This window comes from Bacillus sp. MN7755, from assembly GCF_054771475.1.
The window spans coordinates 27984-46345 of sequence record NZ_BTRL01000009.1; the positions used below are offsets into that span (position 1 = coordinate 27984).

General features: G+C 35.0%; 18 protein-coding genes, 1 pseudogene and 1 riboswitch. Of the genes and pseudogenes, 9 read left to right on the forward strand and 10 right to left on the reverse strand.

Translation table 11 applies throughout. From position 1 onward, the window contains the following. The first annotated feature begins 15 nt into the window (after positions 1-15). Genes ACYVEC_RS11215 through ACYVEC_RS11230 form a run of 4 tightly spaced genes read left to right on the forward strand, consistent with a single transcriptional unit; the run spans position 16 to position 4381 of the window. Positions 16-1020 carry an ABC transporter permease gene (locus ACYVEC_RS11215; RefSeq protein WP_063223553.1) on the forward strand — a complete coding sequence of 335 codons (1005 nt, stop codon included), beginning with the start codon at positions 16-18 and terminating at the stop codon, positions 1018-1020. Further along, positions 977-1987 (forward strand): ABC transporter ATP-binding protein, encoded by a 1011-nt coding sequence (locus ACYVEC_RS11220; RefSeq protein ID WP_063223554.1) that lies wholly within the window; start codon positions 977-979, stop codon positions 1985-1987. The genes ACYVEC_RS11215 and ACYVEC_RS11220 overlap by 44 nt, the downstream gene beginning before the upstream one ends. Further along, positions 1984-2757, forward strand: a complete 774-nt coding sequence (locus tag ACYVEC_RS11225; protein WP_063223555.1) for an ABC transporter ATP-binding protein — start codon at positions 1984-1986, stop codon at positions 2755-2757. Before ACYVEC_RS11220 ends, ACYVEC_RS11225 begins: the two co-directional genes overlap by 4 nt. A gap of 13 nt (positions 2758-2770) precedes the next feature. Then, complete coding sequence (locus ACYVEC_RS11230; RefSeq protein ID WP_063223556.1) at positions 2771-4381, forward strand: peptide ABC transporter substrate-binding protein; 1611 nt, start codon at positions 2771-2773, stop codon at positions 4379-4381. 16 nt (positions 4382-4397) lie between these two features. Here ACYVEC_RS11230 and ACYVEC_RS11235 read toward each other — a convergent pair whose 3' ends face one another. Next, entirely contained in the window at positions 4398-4865 is a 468-nt protein-coding gene (locus ACYVEC_RS11235; RefSeq protein WP_199677998.1) for a YusW family protein, read from the reverse strand. Positions 4866-5036: 171 nt separating this feature from the next. Here ACYVEC_RS11235 and ACYVEC_RS11240 point away from each other — a divergent pair, with 171 nt between their 5' ends. Genes ACYVEC_RS11240 through ACYVEC_RS11250 form a run of 3 tightly spaced genes read left to right on the forward strand, consistent with a single transcriptional unit; the run spans position 5037 to position 6483 of the window. After that, positions 5037-5936, forward strand: a complete 900-nt coding sequence (locus ACYVEC_RS11240; protein WP_063223558.1) for a helix-turn-helix transcriptional regulator — start codon at positions 5037-5039, stop codon at positions 5934-5936. 11 nt (positions 5937-5947) lie between these two features. Next, positions 5948-6139, forward strand: coding sequence for a hypothetical protein (locus ACYVEC_RS11245; RefSeq protein WP_063223559.1), 192 nt, complete (start codon positions 5948-5950; stop codon positions 6137-6139). Next, a complete protein-coding gene (locus ACYVEC_RS11250) occupies positions 6136-6483 on the forward strand; it encodes an ABC-2 transporter permease (protein ID WP_063223560.1) in 348 nt (115 codons plus the stop codon). Before ACYVEC_RS11245 ends, ACYVEC_RS11250 begins: the two co-directional genes overlap by 4 nt. Positions 6484-6514: 31 nt before the next feature. Here the strand turns inward: ACYVEC_RS11250 and ACYVEC_RS11255 are convergent. From ACYVEC_RS11255 to modA, 7 genes and pseudogenes are all read right to left on the reverse strand, one after another. Next, positions 6515-7960, reverse strand: a pseudogene (locus tag ACYVEC_RS11255) (peptide ABC transporter substrate-binding protein); the annotation flags it as partial. 387 nt (positions 7961-8347) lie between these two features. After that, entirely contained in the window at positions 8348-9988 is a 1641-nt protein-coding gene (locus tag ACYVEC_RS11260) for a peptide ABC transporter substrate-binding protein (protein ID WP_063223562.1), read from the reverse strand. A 131-nt stretch (positions 9989-10119) separates the two neighbouring features. Next, positions 10120-10225, reverse strand: a riboswitch (SAM riboswitch). 152 nt (positions 10226-10377) lie between these two features. After that, positions 10378-11211 carry an aldo/keto reductase gene (locus ACYVEC_RS11265; protein WP_063223563.1) on the reverse strand — a complete coding sequence of 278 codons (834 nt, stop codon included), beginning with the start codon at positions 11209-11211 and terminating at the stop codon, positions 10378-10380. A gap of 1 nt (position 11212) precedes the next feature. Continuing rightward, complete coding sequence (proC, locus tag ACYVEC_RS11270) at positions 11213-12016, reverse strand: pyrroline-5-carboxylate reductase (RefSeq protein WP_063223564.1); 804 nt, start codon at positions 12014-12016, stop codon at positions 11213-11215. Between the two features lie 211 nt (positions 12017-12227). Further along, positions 12228-13079 (reverse strand): GRP family sugar transporter, encoded by an 852-nt coding sequence (locus ACYVEC_RS11275; RefSeq protein WP_063223565.1) that lies wholly within the window; start codon positions 13077-13079, stop codon positions 12228-12230. A 300-nt stretch (positions 13080-13379) separates the two neighbouring features. Next, positions 13380-14060 (reverse strand): molybdate ABC transporter permease subunit, encoded by a 681-nt coding sequence (modB, locus tag ACYVEC_RS11280; protein ID WP_275718676.1) that lies wholly within the window; start codon positions 14058-14060, stop codon positions 13380-13382. Positions 14061-14065: 5 nt separating this feature from the next. Further along, positions 14066-14872, reverse strand: coding sequence for a molybdate ABC transporter substrate-binding protein (modA, locus tag ACYVEC_RS11285; protein WP_063223567.1), 807 nt, complete (start codon positions 14870-14872; stop codon positions 14066-14068). 134 nt (positions 14873-15006) lie between these two features. On the opposite strand from modA, the gene ACYVEC_RS11290 reads away from it, so the two are divergent. Next, positions 15007-15954 (forward strand): substrate-binding domain-containing protein, encoded by a 948-nt coding sequence (locus ACYVEC_RS11290; RefSeq protein ID WP_080468560.1) that lies wholly within the window; start codon positions 15007-15009, stop codon positions 15952-15954. 71 nt (positions 15955-16025) lie between these two features. Here ACYVEC_RS11290 and ACYVEC_RS11295 read toward each other — a convergent pair whose 3' ends face one another. Continuing rightward, complete coding sequence (locus ACYVEC_RS11295) at positions 16026-16127, reverse strand: DUF3948 family protein (RefSeq protein WP_064774809.1); 102 nt, start codon at positions 16125-16127, stop codon at positions 16026-16028. 255 nt (positions 16128-16382) lie between these two features. Beyond that, positions 16383-17249, reverse strand: a complete 867-nt coding sequence (locus tag ACYVEC_RS11300; protein ID WP_063223568.1) for a LysR family transcriptional regulator — start codon at positions 17247-17249, stop codon at positions 16383-16385. A 127-nt stretch (positions 17250-17376) separates the two neighbouring features. Between ACYVEC_RS11300 and ACYVEC_RS11305 the strand changes: the two genes are divergently transcribed. Further along, complete coding sequence (locus ACYVEC_RS11305) at positions 17377-18345, forward strand: DMT family transporter (RefSeq protein WP_063223569.1); 969 nt, start codon at positions 17377-17379, stop codon at positions 18343-18345. Positions 18346-18362: the final 17 nt, after the last annotated feature.

Genomic DNA, 18362 nt, shown 5'->3' on the forward strand with positions numbered 1-18362 from the left:
GGGGGGAATATTTAAATGGGAGCTTATGAAATTAATAAACAGTTATTAACGAATGAAGAGAAAAAAGAATTAACGATAAATAAAGATCAGCAAACGATTAGCCGAAAAAAGGAAGTACTGCGTAAGTTTGTATCGAATCCAATCGCAGTTTTAGGGTCAGTGACGTTATTACTAATTATTGCATTCTCTCTTATTGGTGAAAGTTTAACGCCATTTACTGCGAGTGAGCAAGTAAAAGAGGCAACAAACTTACCGCCTAGTAGTGAACATTGGTTCGGAACAGATGATTTAGGTAGAGACATATGGGCACGTACATGGGCTGGCGGGAAAATTTCGCTAACAGTTGGATTGATAGCAGCAGTTCTTGATATAGGGCTAGGTGTACTGATCGGTGGATTTAGTGGATATGTGAGAGGGCGCAATCGCCTTGGAACGTTAATTGATGAGTGGATTATAAGAGGGATTGAAGTATTATATGGTATCCCATATTTGTTAATTGTTATTTTACTATTAATCGTTATGAAACCAGGTCTTTTTACCATCATTATCGCACTTGCATTAACAGGGTGGATTGGAATGGCTCGTCTCATTCGAGCTCAAGTCTTGTCTTTAAAACAAAGAGAGTTTGTTATTGCAGCGGAGCGACTAGGTACATCGCATATGAAAATTATATATGGACATTTAATTCCGAACTTAACAGGCATTATTATCGTGAATTTGTCATTTACAATTCCAGCAGCTATTTTCTCAGAATCATTTTTAAGTTTTATTGGCCTTGGAGTGCAATCACCAGCAGCGAGTTGGGGAACGATGACGAACGATGCACTTGGGACATTACTAAGCGGGGAATGGTGGCAGCTATTCTTCCCGGCAATCATGATTGCACTCATCATGTTCGCATTTAATGCAATTGGTGATGGTTTGCAAGATGCAATTGATCCGAAAATCGTAAAACGGAATCGAAAGGAGAAAAAACATGGGACAGCTCTTATCTTTAGAAAACGTAACGTTAGCCGTTGAAAAAGAGAACAGTAAGCAAGCAATTGTGAAGCATGTTTCCTTTACTATTAACGAGGGTGAAATAGTTGCACTTGTAGGAGAAAGTGGTTCAGGAAAAAGTGTTACAGCACAATCCATTATCGGCTTAAATCAAGAAGCAATTCACATTGATGATGGAAATGTATCTTTCCAATCAAAGGAATTAACGAATTTAAAGGAATTAGAATGGAATCAAATTCGTGGGAAAGATATTTCTTTTATCTTTCAAGACCCACTTTCATCTTTAAATCCGACGATGAAGGTGGGAAGGCAAATTACAGAGGTGATTTTGCAACACGAAAAGAAATCGAAAAAAGAGGCAAAAAAAATTGCAATTAACTTATTAAATGATTTAGGGATACATGAAGCAGAGAAACGATTTGAACAGTACCCACATCAATTAAGTGGCGGTATGAGGCAGCGTATTTGTTTAGCAATTGCGTTTGCTTGTCATCCAAAGCTTGTTATTGCAGACGAGCCAACAACAGCGTTAGATGTAACGATTCAGAAACAAATTATGGGGCTATTAAAAGAAAGAAAAGAAAAACAAAATACAAGTATTTTATTAATTACACATGATTTGGCACTTGTACGTGAAGTAGCTGACCGAGTAGTTGTCATGTACGGAGGGCGTGTCGTTGAAAAAGGAACGATACGGGAAGTAATAGGTTCTCCTAAACATCCATATACGAAAAGTTTATTACAAGCAATTCCGAATATGGATGATACCGAAAAAGTATTACGTGCAATCGAAGGAACGACACCTTCCATTGAGACGTTAAATAGCTTTGGTTGTCCTTTTGTAAATCGTTGCCCGGTAGCAATAAAAGAATGTATTTATCGTTTTCCAGAGAGAACAACATATTCTGGGGAGCATAGCTCACATTGCTGGCAGCATGTTCTTGAGCATAACGAAGCGAAATCAAAAGAGAAGGTGAATGCCTCATGACGACAGATTTAATTACCGTAAAGCAAGTAACGAAAACATATGGAAGTAAAAATAAAGAAATCGCAGCGTTAAAAGATATATCACTTTCTATTCCGAAAGGAACAACGCTTGGCATTATTGGAGAAAGTGGTTCTGGAAAAACAACACTCGGTAAGCTCATAGCTGGGATTGAGAGACCAACGTCTGGTGAAATTGAATATAACGATCAAGTTGTTCACAAGTTAAAGGCGGCTCATAAGCGTGATTTCTTACAGAAAGTACAGTTCATTTTTCAAGATTCCACAGCTGCATTAAATCCGCGCTGGAAAGTACGCGATAGCGTAACGGAAGGATATATTTCATTCGGACTCGGTGATAAAGGATTGAAAGATAAAGTCGCAGGTGATGCGCTAGAGCGTGTTGGATTAGATAGACGATATATTGATCGCTATCCACACGAATTTAGCGGAGGACAACGTCAACGTATCGCTATTGCAAGAGCGTTATTATGTGAGCCAGAAGTATTAATCCTTGATGAACCAATTTCAGCATTAGATGTTTCACTTCAAATTCAAATTGTACATTTGTTGCAAAAGATTCAAAAGGAACAAGGCTATACATATTTATTTATCGCGCATGATTTGCCGATGGTTCACTATTTATGTGAAAAAGTGGCTGTCTTATATAAAGGAGAACTTGTTGAATTTGGAAATACGGATGAAGTATTCCGTAATCCACAACATTCTTATACAAAAACATTATTAGCATCAACACCAAAAATTTCAGGTTAAAGGGGAATGTAGGATGAAGAAGTTTTTACTGTTTGTCATTATGACTGTTTTAGCAATTACTTCTGTCGCTTGTGGTAAGAAAGAAACGCAAAAGGCAAGTGCTGGTAAGGGAGAAGGCAATCGATTAGTAACGAATATTGGTAGCGATCCATATACGCTTGATTCTGCTATTGCGACAGATAGTACTTCAGGTTATGTAATTGGACATTTATTCTCAAGCTTATATACGCAAGATAGTGATGGGAAATATCAAAATGAATTAGCAGAGAAGGAAGAAGTAAATGCTGATGGAACTGAGTATACAATTCATTTAAAGAAAGATATTAAATGGTCAGATGGTTCTGCTATTACAGCAAATGATTTTGAATTTGCATGGAAGCGATTATTAAATCCGAAAACGGGTTCTATGAATGCGACAGAAATGTATTTTATTAAAGGGGCAGAGGCATACAATACCGGAAAAGGTGAAGAAGGACAAGTTGGCATTCAAGTCATTGATCCTCAAACATTAAAGGTAACACTTGAACACCCAGTGTCTTCCATTAAACAAAAATTAGCAAGCTCATTATTCATTCCATTATCTAAAAAATCAATTGATGATAATAATAAATTAAAAACAGATCCAAAAGAGTTAATTACGAACGGACCATTCACGTTAAAAGAATGGAAGCATAATCAGGCTATTACAGTACAAAAAAATAAAGAATACTATGATAAAAAGGTAACATTAAAAGAAATTGAGTTTCGTATTATTCCAGATTCTAAAACAGCGTACCAATTATACAAATCAAAAGAATTAGATTTACTAAGTGGTTTACCACAAGAAATGATTGAGAAAGAAAAAGGAAATAAAGAATATAAGCGTGTTGCGGGATTCTCATCTTATATTTATTCGTTTAACGTAGAAAAAGAGCCATTCACAAATGCGAAAGTACGTAAAGCATTCTCATTAGCTGTTGATCGTAAGTTTATCGTTGAAAAACTGTATAAAAACAATGCACAAGAAGCAAATGCATTCGTTCCAGAAGGAGCAAAAACACAAAGTGGCCGTGATTTCCGTAAAGAAAAAGGTGGTTACGTTAAATTTGATCCAGCAGAAGCGAAAAAATTACTAGAAGAAGGTATGAAAGAACAAGGCTGGTCTACATTACCTGAAGTAACATTAAAATTCACTACAGATACACAACATAAAAAAGTAGCAGAAGCAATGCAAGAAATGTTTAAGAAAAATCTTGGCGTAGATATTAAATTAGAAAATAAAGAGTGGAAGAGTTACATCGACACATATAAGCAAAGTGATTTCCAATTAGCTTATATGGGATGGGGCGGTTCTCTATTAGATCCAATTACTAAATTAGATTTATATGCAGGTGATGGTCCAAACAACTATGCAAAATGGCATAATAAAGAATTTGATGCTTTAGTGAAAGAAGCAGAAGTTGAACAAGATGAAGATAAGCGCTTTGACTTACTGCATAAAGCAGAAGATATTATGTTTACAGATTCACCATTAATTCCGGTTATATTCCCTTCTGATTCCTATTTACAAAAAGAAACAGTATCTGGACTTCAATATTATGTTGGATCTAAGCCGGATTTAAGATATGCAAAAATAAAGAAGTAGGCAACCGCCTACTTCTTTATTTTATTTCTCTTTTATATTCTTTTTTCGTTCCATCAGAGAAGACAACTTCTAACTCAAATTTTTGATAGTCTTTATCAAGTTTGAACACGTTTAAGACTTGATCGATTACTTCTTGGTCAGGAGTATCTTTATCAAATTTTAATTCTTGTAGAAGTGGGCTTAGTTTTGTGATAGCTTCGTCTCCTGTTAAATTTACATTTGCTTTATGATCTTCAATTTTTGCTTCCATTTTCTTATCAGCTGCTATATTTTTATAATCAGCTTCGTAGTCTTTCTTCGTATCTTGATAGTCTGCATCTAAACTAAATTCATTAAAGTTAAGTTTTAAGTCTACAGGAGTCTCATTTTTTGCTTCTTCAGTCGTTTTCTTATTCGAAGTTGTATCTTCTTTTGCAGGAGCCTTACATCCTGTTAATGCAGGTACTAGCATAAGAGCTAATAAAACTGATAGTAAAATTCTCATTATAAATTCCTCCTTATGTAAATTCGTTCTATACAAGTTTTTCCCAAAAACATGTAATTATGTATGTGTTGAAAATAAATTATTATCCTGTAGTCACAAGACTAATCCGCAATTTAAATCAAAAATAATTTGTATGTATATGGTAAATTGAAGTTGTGAGGGGGGACTAAAATGCATGAAGAATATAAAGAGATAATAAAAGAAGCAATTGAATATATAGAGGATCATTTACATGAGGAGCTTACAACAGAAAGAGTAGCGTCTCACAGTGCAGTATCGATGTATCATTTCCATCGTATTTTTCAAAGATATATCGGGATGAGTGTAACGGATTATATTCGAAAGAGAAGATTAACTCATGCTGCACAGGTTTTAGTGTCAACTGAGAGAGCTGTTATTGATATTGCAATGCAATATGGTTTTTCCTCACAAGAGGCATTTACGAGAGCTTTTAAAAGAATGTTTCAATTGCCACCAAATAAATATCGAAAGTACTTTCAGTCATTTTATATAGAAAGAGAGGGTGTTTCAATGCAAAAAGGTATACCGAAAGGATGGATCTTAAGTGGGAGTCATCCTGCTGAATATGAGATGGGTTTAGATTATGAAGTTGTCCATCAAGGAAAAGTATCTGCATACATAAAAGCAAAAGAGAATGTTACGCACGGAGGATTTTCAACATTAATGCAAATGTTCCGAGCGGATAAGTATGTAGGAAAGAGGTTACGTTTTACAGCATTTGTTAAGAGTGAGAATGTAAAAGATTGGGCAGGATTGTGGATGCGAGTAGACGGAAAAGATACTGAACCACTTGCTATGGATAACATGCAAAATCGCCCCATTAAAAATACGAATAACTGGCAATCATACTCGGTTGTATTAGATATAAAAGAAGAAGCGCTTGGTATCGCATTTGGTGTTTTATTATCAGGAGAAGGTTGTGTGTGGCTAGATAGTATACGATTTGATGAAGTGGATGAAAAAATTCCTTCAACAGATTTGGCTGAAAACTTTTATGAAACACTTTTAGAAGAGCCGGTAAATCTGCAATTTGAAGAGATAGAAAAGTAAGGAGAAAAGATATGTTCAAATATGTAAAATTAATAAGCATTAGTTTAGTAGTGTCGTCTTGTATTATGGGGATTAACTATTTGATTAGCTATCTTTGGTCAGGGCATATACCTTCTTTGACGTGGAGGACATATTTGATGTTTTTGTTTATATTTATGATGAGTTTTAGTTCAATGCAAAAAGAAGGGGAAGAGGATTATTGACAATAGTCTTCTTTGCCTTTCTTTCATTAACACAAATGTTTCTAACTGTGTTTGGAAACGCAGGTATGATTTTTAATATTATCTCGCTATCGTTACAACTTGTAAGTTCAGGAGTAATCGTACCACATGAAATGCTTTCTAAAACATATCAAACAATTGGCGAATTATTTCCCGCAACATATGCAGCGAATGGCTATTATACAATAATATTTGGAGGAGTTAGTTTAGAGAAAAATATTATTGCATTATTAGTTATTATATTAGTTACACAATCGATAGCGGTGATTACTTTATTTATAAAAGGAATGGTGAAGGAGAGAAATCCTGTCGTTAAAGAAGTATAAAGTAAAAAAGGTATCCTTCTTGGGATACCTTTTTTACTTTATGAATTAGCTCATCATACTCTTTATTAGAGTATTTATCGAAGTTATAAGCACTATCTGTTGTAAATAAATCTAAGAATGTAATTGGATCAGCGAAGTCAGGGCCCCAGCCATCAATACCGATTTCATAGTCACCACTTAATAGTAGTTTTAACTGTTGTTTACGTGGTTGTGGTTTTAAATTCACTGTTAATCTATCTAGGTTCTTTTCTAGTTCGCCTTTTAAATATTCACCAGTCTTTTTAGCTAAAGCATTATCACTAGTTAATAGTTCAATTGTTACTTTGTCAGTACCAAGTTCTTGCTTCGCTTTTTTCCAGTTTTCTTTCGCTGTTTTCACATCATCTTTGACTAGATTTCCATTTTCTTTACGGAAGTCATTGCCTTCTGGACTCTTTGCAAATTTCGCAGGAACCATTCCTTCAGCTGGAACAGCGCCGTTATTTAAAATTGTTTCTACGTATGCCTTTTTATTCATTGCGCCGTTAATAGCAAGGCGTGCATGTTGATTTTTTAATGTTTCATTTTTTTGATTGAGTCGTAAAAATTGAATGCCAACTTCAGCGCGTTCTTTGAAGTTTGGATCGCTCTTATATTTATCAACAAACTCCGCAGTCAAAGCAACACGATCAATTTGTCCAGAATCATATAAGTTAACTTCTGTAGATTTATCCTTAACGACATTGAAGTTAATTTCTTCTAATTTTACTGTTTTAGCATCCCGATAGTTAGGGTTTTTCTTTAATTGGAAGCTTTGCTCATGCTTCCAGTTATCTAATGTGAAAGCACCGTTGTAAATTAAATGATTTGTTTCTAAACCGTATTTATTACCTTGAGATTTTAAGTACTCTTCATTAATTGGTAAGAATGTTGAGAATGTCGTTAAGCTTAAGAAGTAGGGAACAGGACGATCTAGTTGTACTTCTAAAGTTTTATCATCAAGAGCTTTAATACCTAATTGATCAACCGGTAATTGTTTTTGGTTTATTTGTTTCGCATTCTTTATATCGAAGAATAAGAATGCATATTCAGCTGCTGTATCAGGATTTACGGCACGTTGCCAAGCGAAGACGAAATCCTTTGCTGTAACAGGAGTACCGTTTGACCATTTTGAATCACGCAGGTGGAATGTATATTTTGTTTTATCGGGACTAACGTCAACCGACTCAGCAACACCAGGAATCGGTTTATTATCTTCTCCCATTGCATATAAACCTTCAAAAACATTGCGCATTACGTTCATGGATTCCCCATCTGTTGCTTTTGCAACATCCATTGTTGGAATTTCTGAAGCGAATGATAAGTTAATTGCCTGTTTATCAGGTGCTTTATCATTTGCTTTCGCTCCGCTTGCGTTATCTTTATTTCCCCCGCAAGCAGTTAGTAATAGACTTGCCCCTAAAACAGATGCAACAACAGGTACAACTTTTTTCTTCATTGTTCGTTCCTCCCTAAATGTGTTGTTCGTAACGTCTTAATGTCCATTTTTTGAAGTGTATCTATAGAAGAAGAGAAAGCCTATTATAAATATGTGCATGTAGGTAATCAGATGTTCTATATGTATATATATGTTGAACTATAATCTGTCGTTATATGTTTCAACGTAGTAGACATTATATTTTGGTGATTAAATATTTCGTTTCTTTGATTATTTAGAATATTAACGCTGGAAAGAACTATATGTCAATAATAAAAGTTGGAGTATTATTTTTTAAAAATACTATATTGAAAAAGCGGATTTTCTCTCATTGAGAAATCCGCTTTTAATACATTTTTCCAATAAAACAATTGGTATGGGTAGAAAAACTTCAATTCAGGTTGCCTTTTATTTTTCAATTTGTGCCCATTTGAAGTTTAATTGACCTGCAAATTCTACTTGTACAATTCCTTTCACATAAGAACGTTCTAAATAAGATTCACCTTTTTGGTAAAGAGGAGCGATAACAGAGTCTTTAAATAATATTTTCTCGGATGCTAGTAATGCTTCCCAGCGAGCTTTTTCATCACCAGCTAAAGTCGTTTTAACTTTTTCAATTGTTTCATCGAACTCCTTATTAGAGTAATGATCTAAGTTGTAAGGGTTATTCGTTGTAAATAGTTCAAGGAATGTAATTGGATCAGCAAAGTCAGGACTCCAGCCGTCAATGCCGATTTCATAGTCACCTTTTAATAAAAGTGAAACTTGTTGTTTACGTGGTTGTGGTTTTACATTTACTGTTAATCCGTCTAAATTCTTTTCTAGTTGTCCTTTTAAGAACTCACCAGTTTTCTTATCAAGGTCAGCATCACTTGTTAATAATTCTAATGTGATTTTTTCAGAACCAAGCTCTTGTTTAGCTTTCTTCCATAACTCTTGTGCAGATTTTGTATCAACTTTGGTTAAATCTCCGTTTATAGTACGGAAGTCCTTTCCATCAGTCCCTTTTGCAAAGTTTTTTGGAACGAGGCCAAAGGTTGGTGTAGAGCCATCATTTAATAACGTATTTACAAAGGATTTTCGATCAATTGTTTGGTCAATTGCTTGGCGTGCAGAAACGTTTTGAAGTACTTTGTTTTGTTGATTCATACGTAAAAATTGTACGCCTACGTTCGGGCGTTCTTTAAAGTTCGCATCCTTTTTATATTTATCAACGAAGTCAGATGTTAATTTTATACGGTCTAATTGTTTTGATTCGAATAAATTTACTTCTGTTGATTTTTCTTTTACTACGTTAAAATTGATTTCTTCTAGTTTGACAGTATCTTTATCCCAATAGGTAGGGTTTTTCTTGAATTTAAAGCTTTGTTCGTGCTTCCAATCGCTTAGTGTAAAAGCTCCATTGTACAAGATTGTATTATCTTCTAAAGCGTACTTATCACCTTGTGCTTTAAAGAATTCCTCGTTAATTGGTAGAAATGTTGGGAACGCTGTTAAACTAATAAAATATGGAACAGGACGCTCTAATTCTACCTCAAACGTATGGTCATCAACTGCTTTTACACCAAGTTGGTCGGCTGGAAGTTCTTTGTTGTTAATTTTTGTTGCGTTTTTAATATCAAAGAATAAAAATGCATATTCAGAGGCTGTTGCTGGATCGACAGCTCTTTGCCAAGCGAAGACAAAATCTTTCGCTGTAACAGGAGTGCCGTTTGACCATTTTGAATCTCGTAAATGGAATGTGTATTTCGTTTTATCGCCACTTACTTCATGAGATTTTGCAACACCAGGGACAGGTTTGTTACCTTCACCAAGATTATACAAACCTTCAAATACGTTTCTCATTACTTGACCAGAATCAGTATCTGTAGCACGAGCTGTATCCATTGTTCGTATTTCAGTAGGTGAAGATAAGTTTAAAACCTGTTTACTAGGTGCCTCGTCTTTTGCATTTGCTCCACTTGCTTCGTTTTTATAACTACCGCAACCAGTTAATAAAATACTTACTCCTACAACTGATGCAATACCGGGTACAAACTTCTTTTTCATTTGATTTTCCTCCTAAATAATTAAGTTTGGATGATGATGAGGGAAATGAAAAATAAAAATCCCTCTTTTCGTATTGAGAAAGAGGGATTTTTACGTACAAGTTATGCACCCGTATATAAACGAAGTCCCTCATTCTATCTTTCAAGCCATAAAGCTTGCAGGAAGTGGCACAGTATTCAAAATGAACCTGTTGCCGAGGTTTCAAAGGGCCAGTCCCTCCACCTCTCTTGATACAATGAGTAAACAAATAAACTTTATTAAATTTTGTGTTTCTTTGATAATTCAAAATCTTACACCTTGGATGATGAAGTGTCAACCGAATGAAATGTAGTTTAAATTTTCAGTTTTCTTTAACGGAAAAACCACTGCATATGGCAGTGGTTTTTCTACTAGAAGTTAAAGTTATCTGGATCTGGACCAACGCGACGATCTTCATTTAAAGCTTGAATTGCTTTCATATCATCAGCACTTAATTCAAAGTCGAAGATGTTTGCATTTTCAATAATGCGATGTTCTTTAATAGATTTAGGGATTGTTACAACTTCGTTTTGTAAATCCCAGCGTAAAATAATTTGCGCAGTTGATTTATTATATTTTGTCGCAATTTCTTGTAAAACTGGGTTATCTAGTAGTTGGCCTTGCATTAATGGTGACCAAGCTTCAAGCTGGATATTATGTTCTTTACAGAAAGCGTGTAACTCTTCTTGTGCTAAACGTGGGTGGTATTCCACTTGGTTGACCGTTGGCTTAATTTCAGCAATTTCAAATACGTCTTGTAAGTGGTGAATGTGGAAATTACTCACACCGATAGCACGAACACGACCATCTTTATAAAGCTTTTCTAATGCTTTCCATGATTCAGTATATTTCCCTTTTACAGGCCAATGTACTAAATATAAATCTAAATATTCTAGACCTAATTTTTCTAATGTAGTTTCAAATGCTTGAAGTGTTGTTTCATATCCTTGATCGCTATTCCATACTTTTGATGTAATAAATAATTCTTCACGTGAAACACCTGATTCACGAATCGCTTGTCCAACGCCTTCTTCATTTTGATAGATTGCTGCAGTATCGATGCTGCGGTAGCCATTTTTAATTGCTGCTTTTACAGAATCAATTACCTCTGAACCATCTTCTACTTTAAAAACACCTAAACCGAACCAAGGCATTTTTACTCCGTTATGTAATGTTGTATAGTCTTTTAAACTTGTTAAACTCATATTATTTCCCCCTAGCTTTTTTGTTTGTTGCTTCTACTGCTTTTTGAATTGCCTCTGAAAAATTATACTCATATAAAGTTTTGAGACCTTCAGCTGTGGAACCACCTGGCGTTGTTACTTGTTCGCGGAGGTTAGCCGGATCTTGCGTTTGTTCAAGCATAGAAGCGGAGCCAGAAATCATTTGAATGACAAGGTGTTTTGCGGTTGCTTCATCGACTCCATAACTTTTTGTTGCTTCAATTAAGCTTTCAGCAAAGTAATAAAGGAAGGCTGGTGCACTTCCAGTAACTGCAGTAAGCTGATGAATTTCTTCCTCAGTGCAGAGTTGCGAAGTACCAATGCCTTTTAAAAGTAGTTGCAGGGTTTCTTGATGCATCTCATTTACTGATTGTCCCATTGTATATAAGGAGATAGACTTTCCAATTTCAGCAGCTGTATTTGGCATAATCCAAGCAACAGGCGTTCCTTGGGGAAGTCTTTCTTCTAAATAAGATGGTCCAATGCCAGCAGCTACCGTTACGACAAGTTGGTTCGATAGTAACGGAGATAACTCTGCTAATAATTCTTCATGTGCAGCAGGCGGCATTGCTAAAACAATCGTATCAACAGATGTAACATGTTGCTTCCAATCTGTTGTAATAGACACATTATATCGCCCTTGTAATTGTTCTAGCTTTTCTACATTGCTTCGGTTAGAAACGATAATTTCTTCGATATATTCTTTGCTTGTTTTAAGTAATCCGGAAAATATAGCTTCTGCCATACGACCAGCACCAATAAATAGAATTCGATGTTTGTTAAGCATATCCTTTATTCCTTTCCAGTAGAGATATGTTATAAAAAACGATACCATCTTTAAGAGAATTTTGTAAAAAGAAAAGACTTATTGTGAAAAGAATGAAATTGGAGGGAGGAGGGGGATGCAAATAAGGTTGTAAAGATTATTATATTTAAAAAATAGTTGTAATAAAAAACCCCTGAAGCAGTTATGCTTCAGGGGTTAATAGATTATAAGTTTATGCTTTTGTTAAACCAAGTAATACAGCGCCGCCGATAATTAAAACACTACCTAGTGCAATAAAGATCAATTGACGTTTTGTTTTCTTTTCACCTAAGAAGACAATCGCACCGAATGTTGAGATAACGATTCCAGTTTGAGATAATGGGAAGCTTGTTGCTACTCCAACACGTGGTAATGAAAGAAGTAAGAATAAGTTTCCTGTTCCCCATAGTAAACCAGATAAAGCATTACGGATTGCATATTTGTTAAATGGCTTATGTTTAGATGTCAGTACAACCGCACCAACAAACATACCAACTGCTTGTGGTAAAATAGCAGACCAACCATCGATATTATACCAACGAATGATAATTACATATACAAGATAGCCGAAAGTAGAAACAATTAAAGTAAGAAGTCCTTTTTTCAATTGTCCTGGTGGTTGTGCATTTTCTTTGTCGTCTAGTGATGTGAATACAACACCGACTACGATTAATAGGATTGCAATCGTTCCCATAATGATTGTTGTAGTAGTAGTCCACTCACGGAAAGCGATAACCCCAAAGATAGAAGTTGCAACAAGTTGCATACCAGTAGAAATCGTTACAGTAGTAGAAACACCTAACTTTTCAACTGTTTTTAATTGGTTTACTTGTCCTAAAGCCCAGAATAAACCTGAAATAAAACCAACAATCAAGATTGTCATTGTTAAAGCCGGTTGAGTAAATACATACATAATTGTTGCGAAGAATAGAGCACCGATTGTCATACCTACCGTTTGGCTATATGCACCACCGCCCATTTTTACGCTTACTAATAAGATGTTTCCCCATGCAATTGCAGGAAGAAGCGCTAATAAAATGTCCATTACAAGACTCCCTTCAGTTTGCTATACCAATATAATTACATATCGTTCTAACGATCGGTAATGCCCCACTAATAGAGTAGAAGATTACCGATCGCTAAAACAGGATGAAGAATTCACGATATAAATGCGTTTTCATTTCTTCAATTTTTGAAACACCTCCATATAATAACAGGAAATTGCCTATTTTAGAAAGTAAATTCAAATAGAATGTATATTTAAATAAAAGGTAAAATTCAGTTATTTCCCGATGGCATATTTTATTTCCTAAGAAATAAAGAAGCAGCTTCGAAAAAAGCTGCTTTAAGATTTAGTAATTCTTTTATTAATAAGTTGAATACATAGCAGAAATACGAGAGACATACTAATAGTGATAACTACAAGTGTCCAGGCGAGTTGCATATTACTTGCATCAATGGCCATGTAAATGGCAGTTGGGATTGTCTGTGTTTTTCCAGGGATGTTCCCAGCAAACATGAGTGTAGCACCAAATTCTCCTAGTGCACGAACAAAGCTCAAAATCATTCCGCTTAGTAAGGCGGGAAATGCAAGAGGAAGTGTAACGTGCAGAAAAACTTGAGATTCACTTGCACCAAGGTCACGAGCACTTTCTTCAATTTGTACATTTGCGATAGAAAATCCTGTCTTTGCTGATTGGTACATAAGCGGAAATGCAACAACTGTGGAAGCGATGACCGCAGCAGTAGATGTGAACATAATAGACTGCTGAAACAATGATTCTACCCATATACCAATGGGACTATTATTTCCAAAAATGATAATGAGAAAAAAGCCGATTACAGTTGGTGGAAGTACCATTGGCAATAAGAAAATAGTTTCTAATATTACTTTGTATCTCCATGAGGAGCGTGCCAATGCCCGTCCGATAATCGTCCCTAAAATTGTAACGAGAATAGTGGCACATGCAGCTACTCGTAAAGATAGAAAAATCGGTGACACAATAGCATCAAAATCAAAGCTCATGGCAATTATGATAGGACTGTAAATCCATATTTCTTAAAGATAGATTGTGCATCTTTTGACTGCAAATATTCATAAAATGAAGTCGCCTCTTTCTTGTGCTTAGATTCTTTTATAACACCTAAAGGATAGTGAATTGGATCATGAGAAGTAGCTGCTGCTGTCTCGCCAATCTTTACTTTGTCTGAAATAAGAGTATCTGTTTTGTATACAATACCAGCATCAACATTACCTGTTTCTACATATGTTAACACTTGGCGAACATCTTTTGTAAATACGATTTTATTTTGAATGTCATTCCAAAGATTTTCATGTGTGAGAGAAGCCTTTGCGTATTTTCCCGCAGGTACAGATTCAGGTGTACCAAGTGCGATTTTCTTAATCTTTTTATCTTTTAAATCTTGAATTTTTGTAAGAGAACTATCTTTTGGGACGACTAGAACGAGCTCATTTCCAAGAAGATTTTTCCCATCTTTTTCATTAATGAATCCTTTTTTAACAAGAGTTTGGAATTTATCTTCTGCTGCTGAGAAGAATAAATCAGCAGGTGCACCTTGTTCAATTTGTTGTTGAAGTGCACCAGAAGCACCAAAGTTAAAAGAAAGTTTAATATTAGGTTCTTTTTCTTTATATTTTGTTTCAATTTCTTTTAGCGCATCTTGTAAGCTTGCAGCTGCTGATATAGTAAGTTCAACTGCCTTTCCTTCTTTAGCAGTTGATTTCTCTTTCTTATCTCCGCTTGTACATGCAACGCTAAATATAAGAAGAAAAGAAAGGATAAGTGCCCCGATGGATCGTAATGTAAACTTATTCATAAAAAAATCCCCTTTCGTTTTGACATAATTAATTATAACTAAATATAACTAATTATAACTAATTATAATTGAATATAATTTGAACGATGTAGTTGTTTTTAAAATATAGGAGAAATATTCTTTTCTTTGTTACAATGAAGAAAGAAAGTGAGGAATCGTCTATGGATCATCATTCCTACACAACGGAAGAAGTAGCAAAGCGATTAAAAGTATCAAAACTAACTGTATACGACTTAATTAAAAAAGGGGAACTTCCTTCTTATAGAGTTGGTAGACAGATGCGCATTGATGCAGCAGATTTAGAACAATATATTAAGCAAATGAAAACAGGTAAGGTACAAGTTACTCCTGTAAAGAATGACAGTAATAGTATCTCGAATACATGTATTATTAGCGGACAAGAACTAACGTTAGACATGTTGGCAAAACATATAGAAAATCGCCTGCCAAGTTCAAATATATTAAGAGCATATCAAGGTAGTTTAACGAGTTTAGTAAAGATGTACCAAGGAGAAGGAAGTATCGTTAGCTTGCATTTGTTTGATGGAGAAACGGATACATATAATGTTCCGTATGTAAAACGTATTTTAGTTGGACAACCATGTATTATGATTAATTTATTAGCAAGGAACGTTGGGTTTTATGTGCAAAAGGGGAATCCAAAAAATATAAAAACATGGGCAGATTTATCTCAGTCATCTATACGATTTGTAAATCGAGAAAAAGGTTCTGGCATTAGGGTGTTAGTGGATGAACAATTGCGAATTCAAAAGTTAAATAAAGAACGTATTAGTGGATATGAATGGGAAGAATCAAATCATCTTGGTGTTGCCACGCAAGTCGCGAATGGAAAAGCTGATGTGGGAGTAGGTTCAGAAAAGTTTTCGCAAATTGTAAATGTAGACTTTATTCCAATTATGAAAGAACAGTATGATTTAGTAATTTTGAAGAATAAAGAAAATGAAGAGTTGATCGAAGTCGTGAAAGACATTCTGCAATCGGAAGAATTTCATAATGAATTAAAGGCAATTGGTGGATATGATATGACGAAAACAGGCCAGATTATATATGAAACAAACTAAAAAGCTGCTTGTCTATAAGACGAGCAGCTTTTTCTATATATAAAGGGGTTTGGGGAAACAAAGTGAAAGTGTTAAACAAGACCTTGAGCAAGTGTGTAAATGAAAGCTGTAAGAAGAGCCGCTCCACTTGCAAGTCCTAAAAAGTCTGATTTGTTGAAAGTAATGTTGTTCATTATAATCTCTCCTTATTTGTTTAATGTAGTTGCAACTGCTTTTGCATCGACAAGTGTGGATAGCACCATGCCCATTGTATTTAAAAATTTGTTTGATTTCATTTTGTTCATCATGCGTATCCGCTCCTTTTCGAATTGTTGTTGCCCTGCTTTATATCTTAATTATAGGAAATATGATCCGTTACAACTATCGAATTAGCTTACGGAAGACTTACACTTTTGTAAGAAAAAAAGACATTCGTGTAAGAATGTCTTTTAAAGCATATTAATGTGGTGGTGCTCTTCAATTGTTTTTAAAAAGCTACGCATTGAATTCGTCATATAGCTATCTTTGCGGCGTATGAAAACCGTTGAAATACTACCATATTTTTCAGGGATTGCATGGCAATGCACTTTACCTGCTTTAGAAAGATGATGGACAGCAGACTGTGGTACGAGTGTAATTCCAAGGCCGAGTGCAACACTGTTTAATATCGTCTCTAATATATTGAATTCCATAATTCTTTTTGGGAGCAAACCTTCGTCTTTCAGCCATCGTTCTAGTTTGGAACGGTATCCACATCCTTGGTTAAAAACGAGTAGAGGCGTTGTTGTAAATTCTTCGATATGAAAAGCTTTATTTTGTGTTATAAGCATTAATTTTTCTGTACTAACATCATATTGTTCAATAAGTGGATGTTTTATTGGTCCTGATATAAAAGCACCATCTAATTGATGATTGAGTACTTCTCTAATTAATTCTTCTGTTAGACCCGCTTGTAATGACAAATCGACGTTCGGATAGCTTTTATAGTAAGAAGATAAAATGGTAGGTAATGTACTTACTGTTTCGACTGTACCGATTTTTAATATGCCAGAGGGTGTTTCACTATCTAAAAATACTTGTTTTAGCTCATCGACATCTTGCAAAATTTTATTAACATAAACGAGCATTTTTCTGCCTTCAGCTGTTAAAGTCATGCCTCGTTTATGACGATAAAAGAGCGGTGTTTTCAGCTCGTTTTCTAACTGTTTAATACGTGCGGTGACATTTGATTGTACGTAATTTAATTCCTTTGCTGCGCTACTTACACTACCTTGGTCAGCAACGCTCTGGAAGATTTGTAAGTCTCTTAATTCCATAATATGACCCTCCTTGATGTTAACTATCATTATAAGTGATAGTTAACATCATTTTGAATCATTTTACGTGATATATTTTTTCTTTTACAATTCTCTTTGTGCAAATAGAAAGAAACGGGGGATTGTGGTGAGAAGAGGTCAAATGATAATAGGGGCTTTAGCATGTTTAATTGCAAGTATGTCATGGGGAGCGATGTTTCCAGTTGCTGATCATGCACTAGAATACATAGATCCATTTTATTTTTCACTTATTCGCTATGGAGCGGTGGCAATAGTGCTGATTGTATTATTGTTAATGAAAGAAGGAAAACAGGCATTTCGTTTAGAGGGAAGAGGAAAGTTACTCGTCTTTTTCGGAACGATGGCGTTTACTGTATATAATGTACTTATATTTTTAGGGCAAATGTTAATGGGAAAGTCAGGTGTGATGGTAGCCTCCATTATGGAAGCACTTATGCCGATGATTTCTATTTGTATTCTATGGGGATATAAGCATGTGAAACCGAAAAAATATATGATAACGAGCATGGTTATCGCTTTTGTAGGAGCTGTATTCGTTATTACGAAAGGTGACATGAGTTTCTTTTTAACATTGAAAGATAACATGTTTTCACTAGCATGTATATTTGTTGGAGTTGTAGGTTGGGTTATTTATACGATGGGTGGTCAAACGTGTAGCGATTGGTCAACATTACGTTATTCTACGTTGACGTGTGTATTTGGTACGGCTGTTACAGGAATTATAACAATAATTATAACGGCACTTGGATATGTATCGGTACCGAATATGGGAACGATTTCTATTGTGAAATATGATTTGTTATTTATGATGACATTACCGGGAATTGTAGCATTACTCTCTTGGAATTACGGTGTGAAAATTCTATCATCTATTAATGGTATTTTATTTATTAATTTTGTACCCATTACGACTTTAATTATTATGATGATGCAAGGATATCAAATAACGATGTTTGATATTATAGGGACTTTACTTGTTATTGCAGCACTTATTCGCAATAACGTTTGTCAGAGAAAAGAAGAAAATATAAACAAGCGAATTTTACAAGAAGAGCAATTACGTCAAGCAGTTTAATAGGCAATTGGAGGATT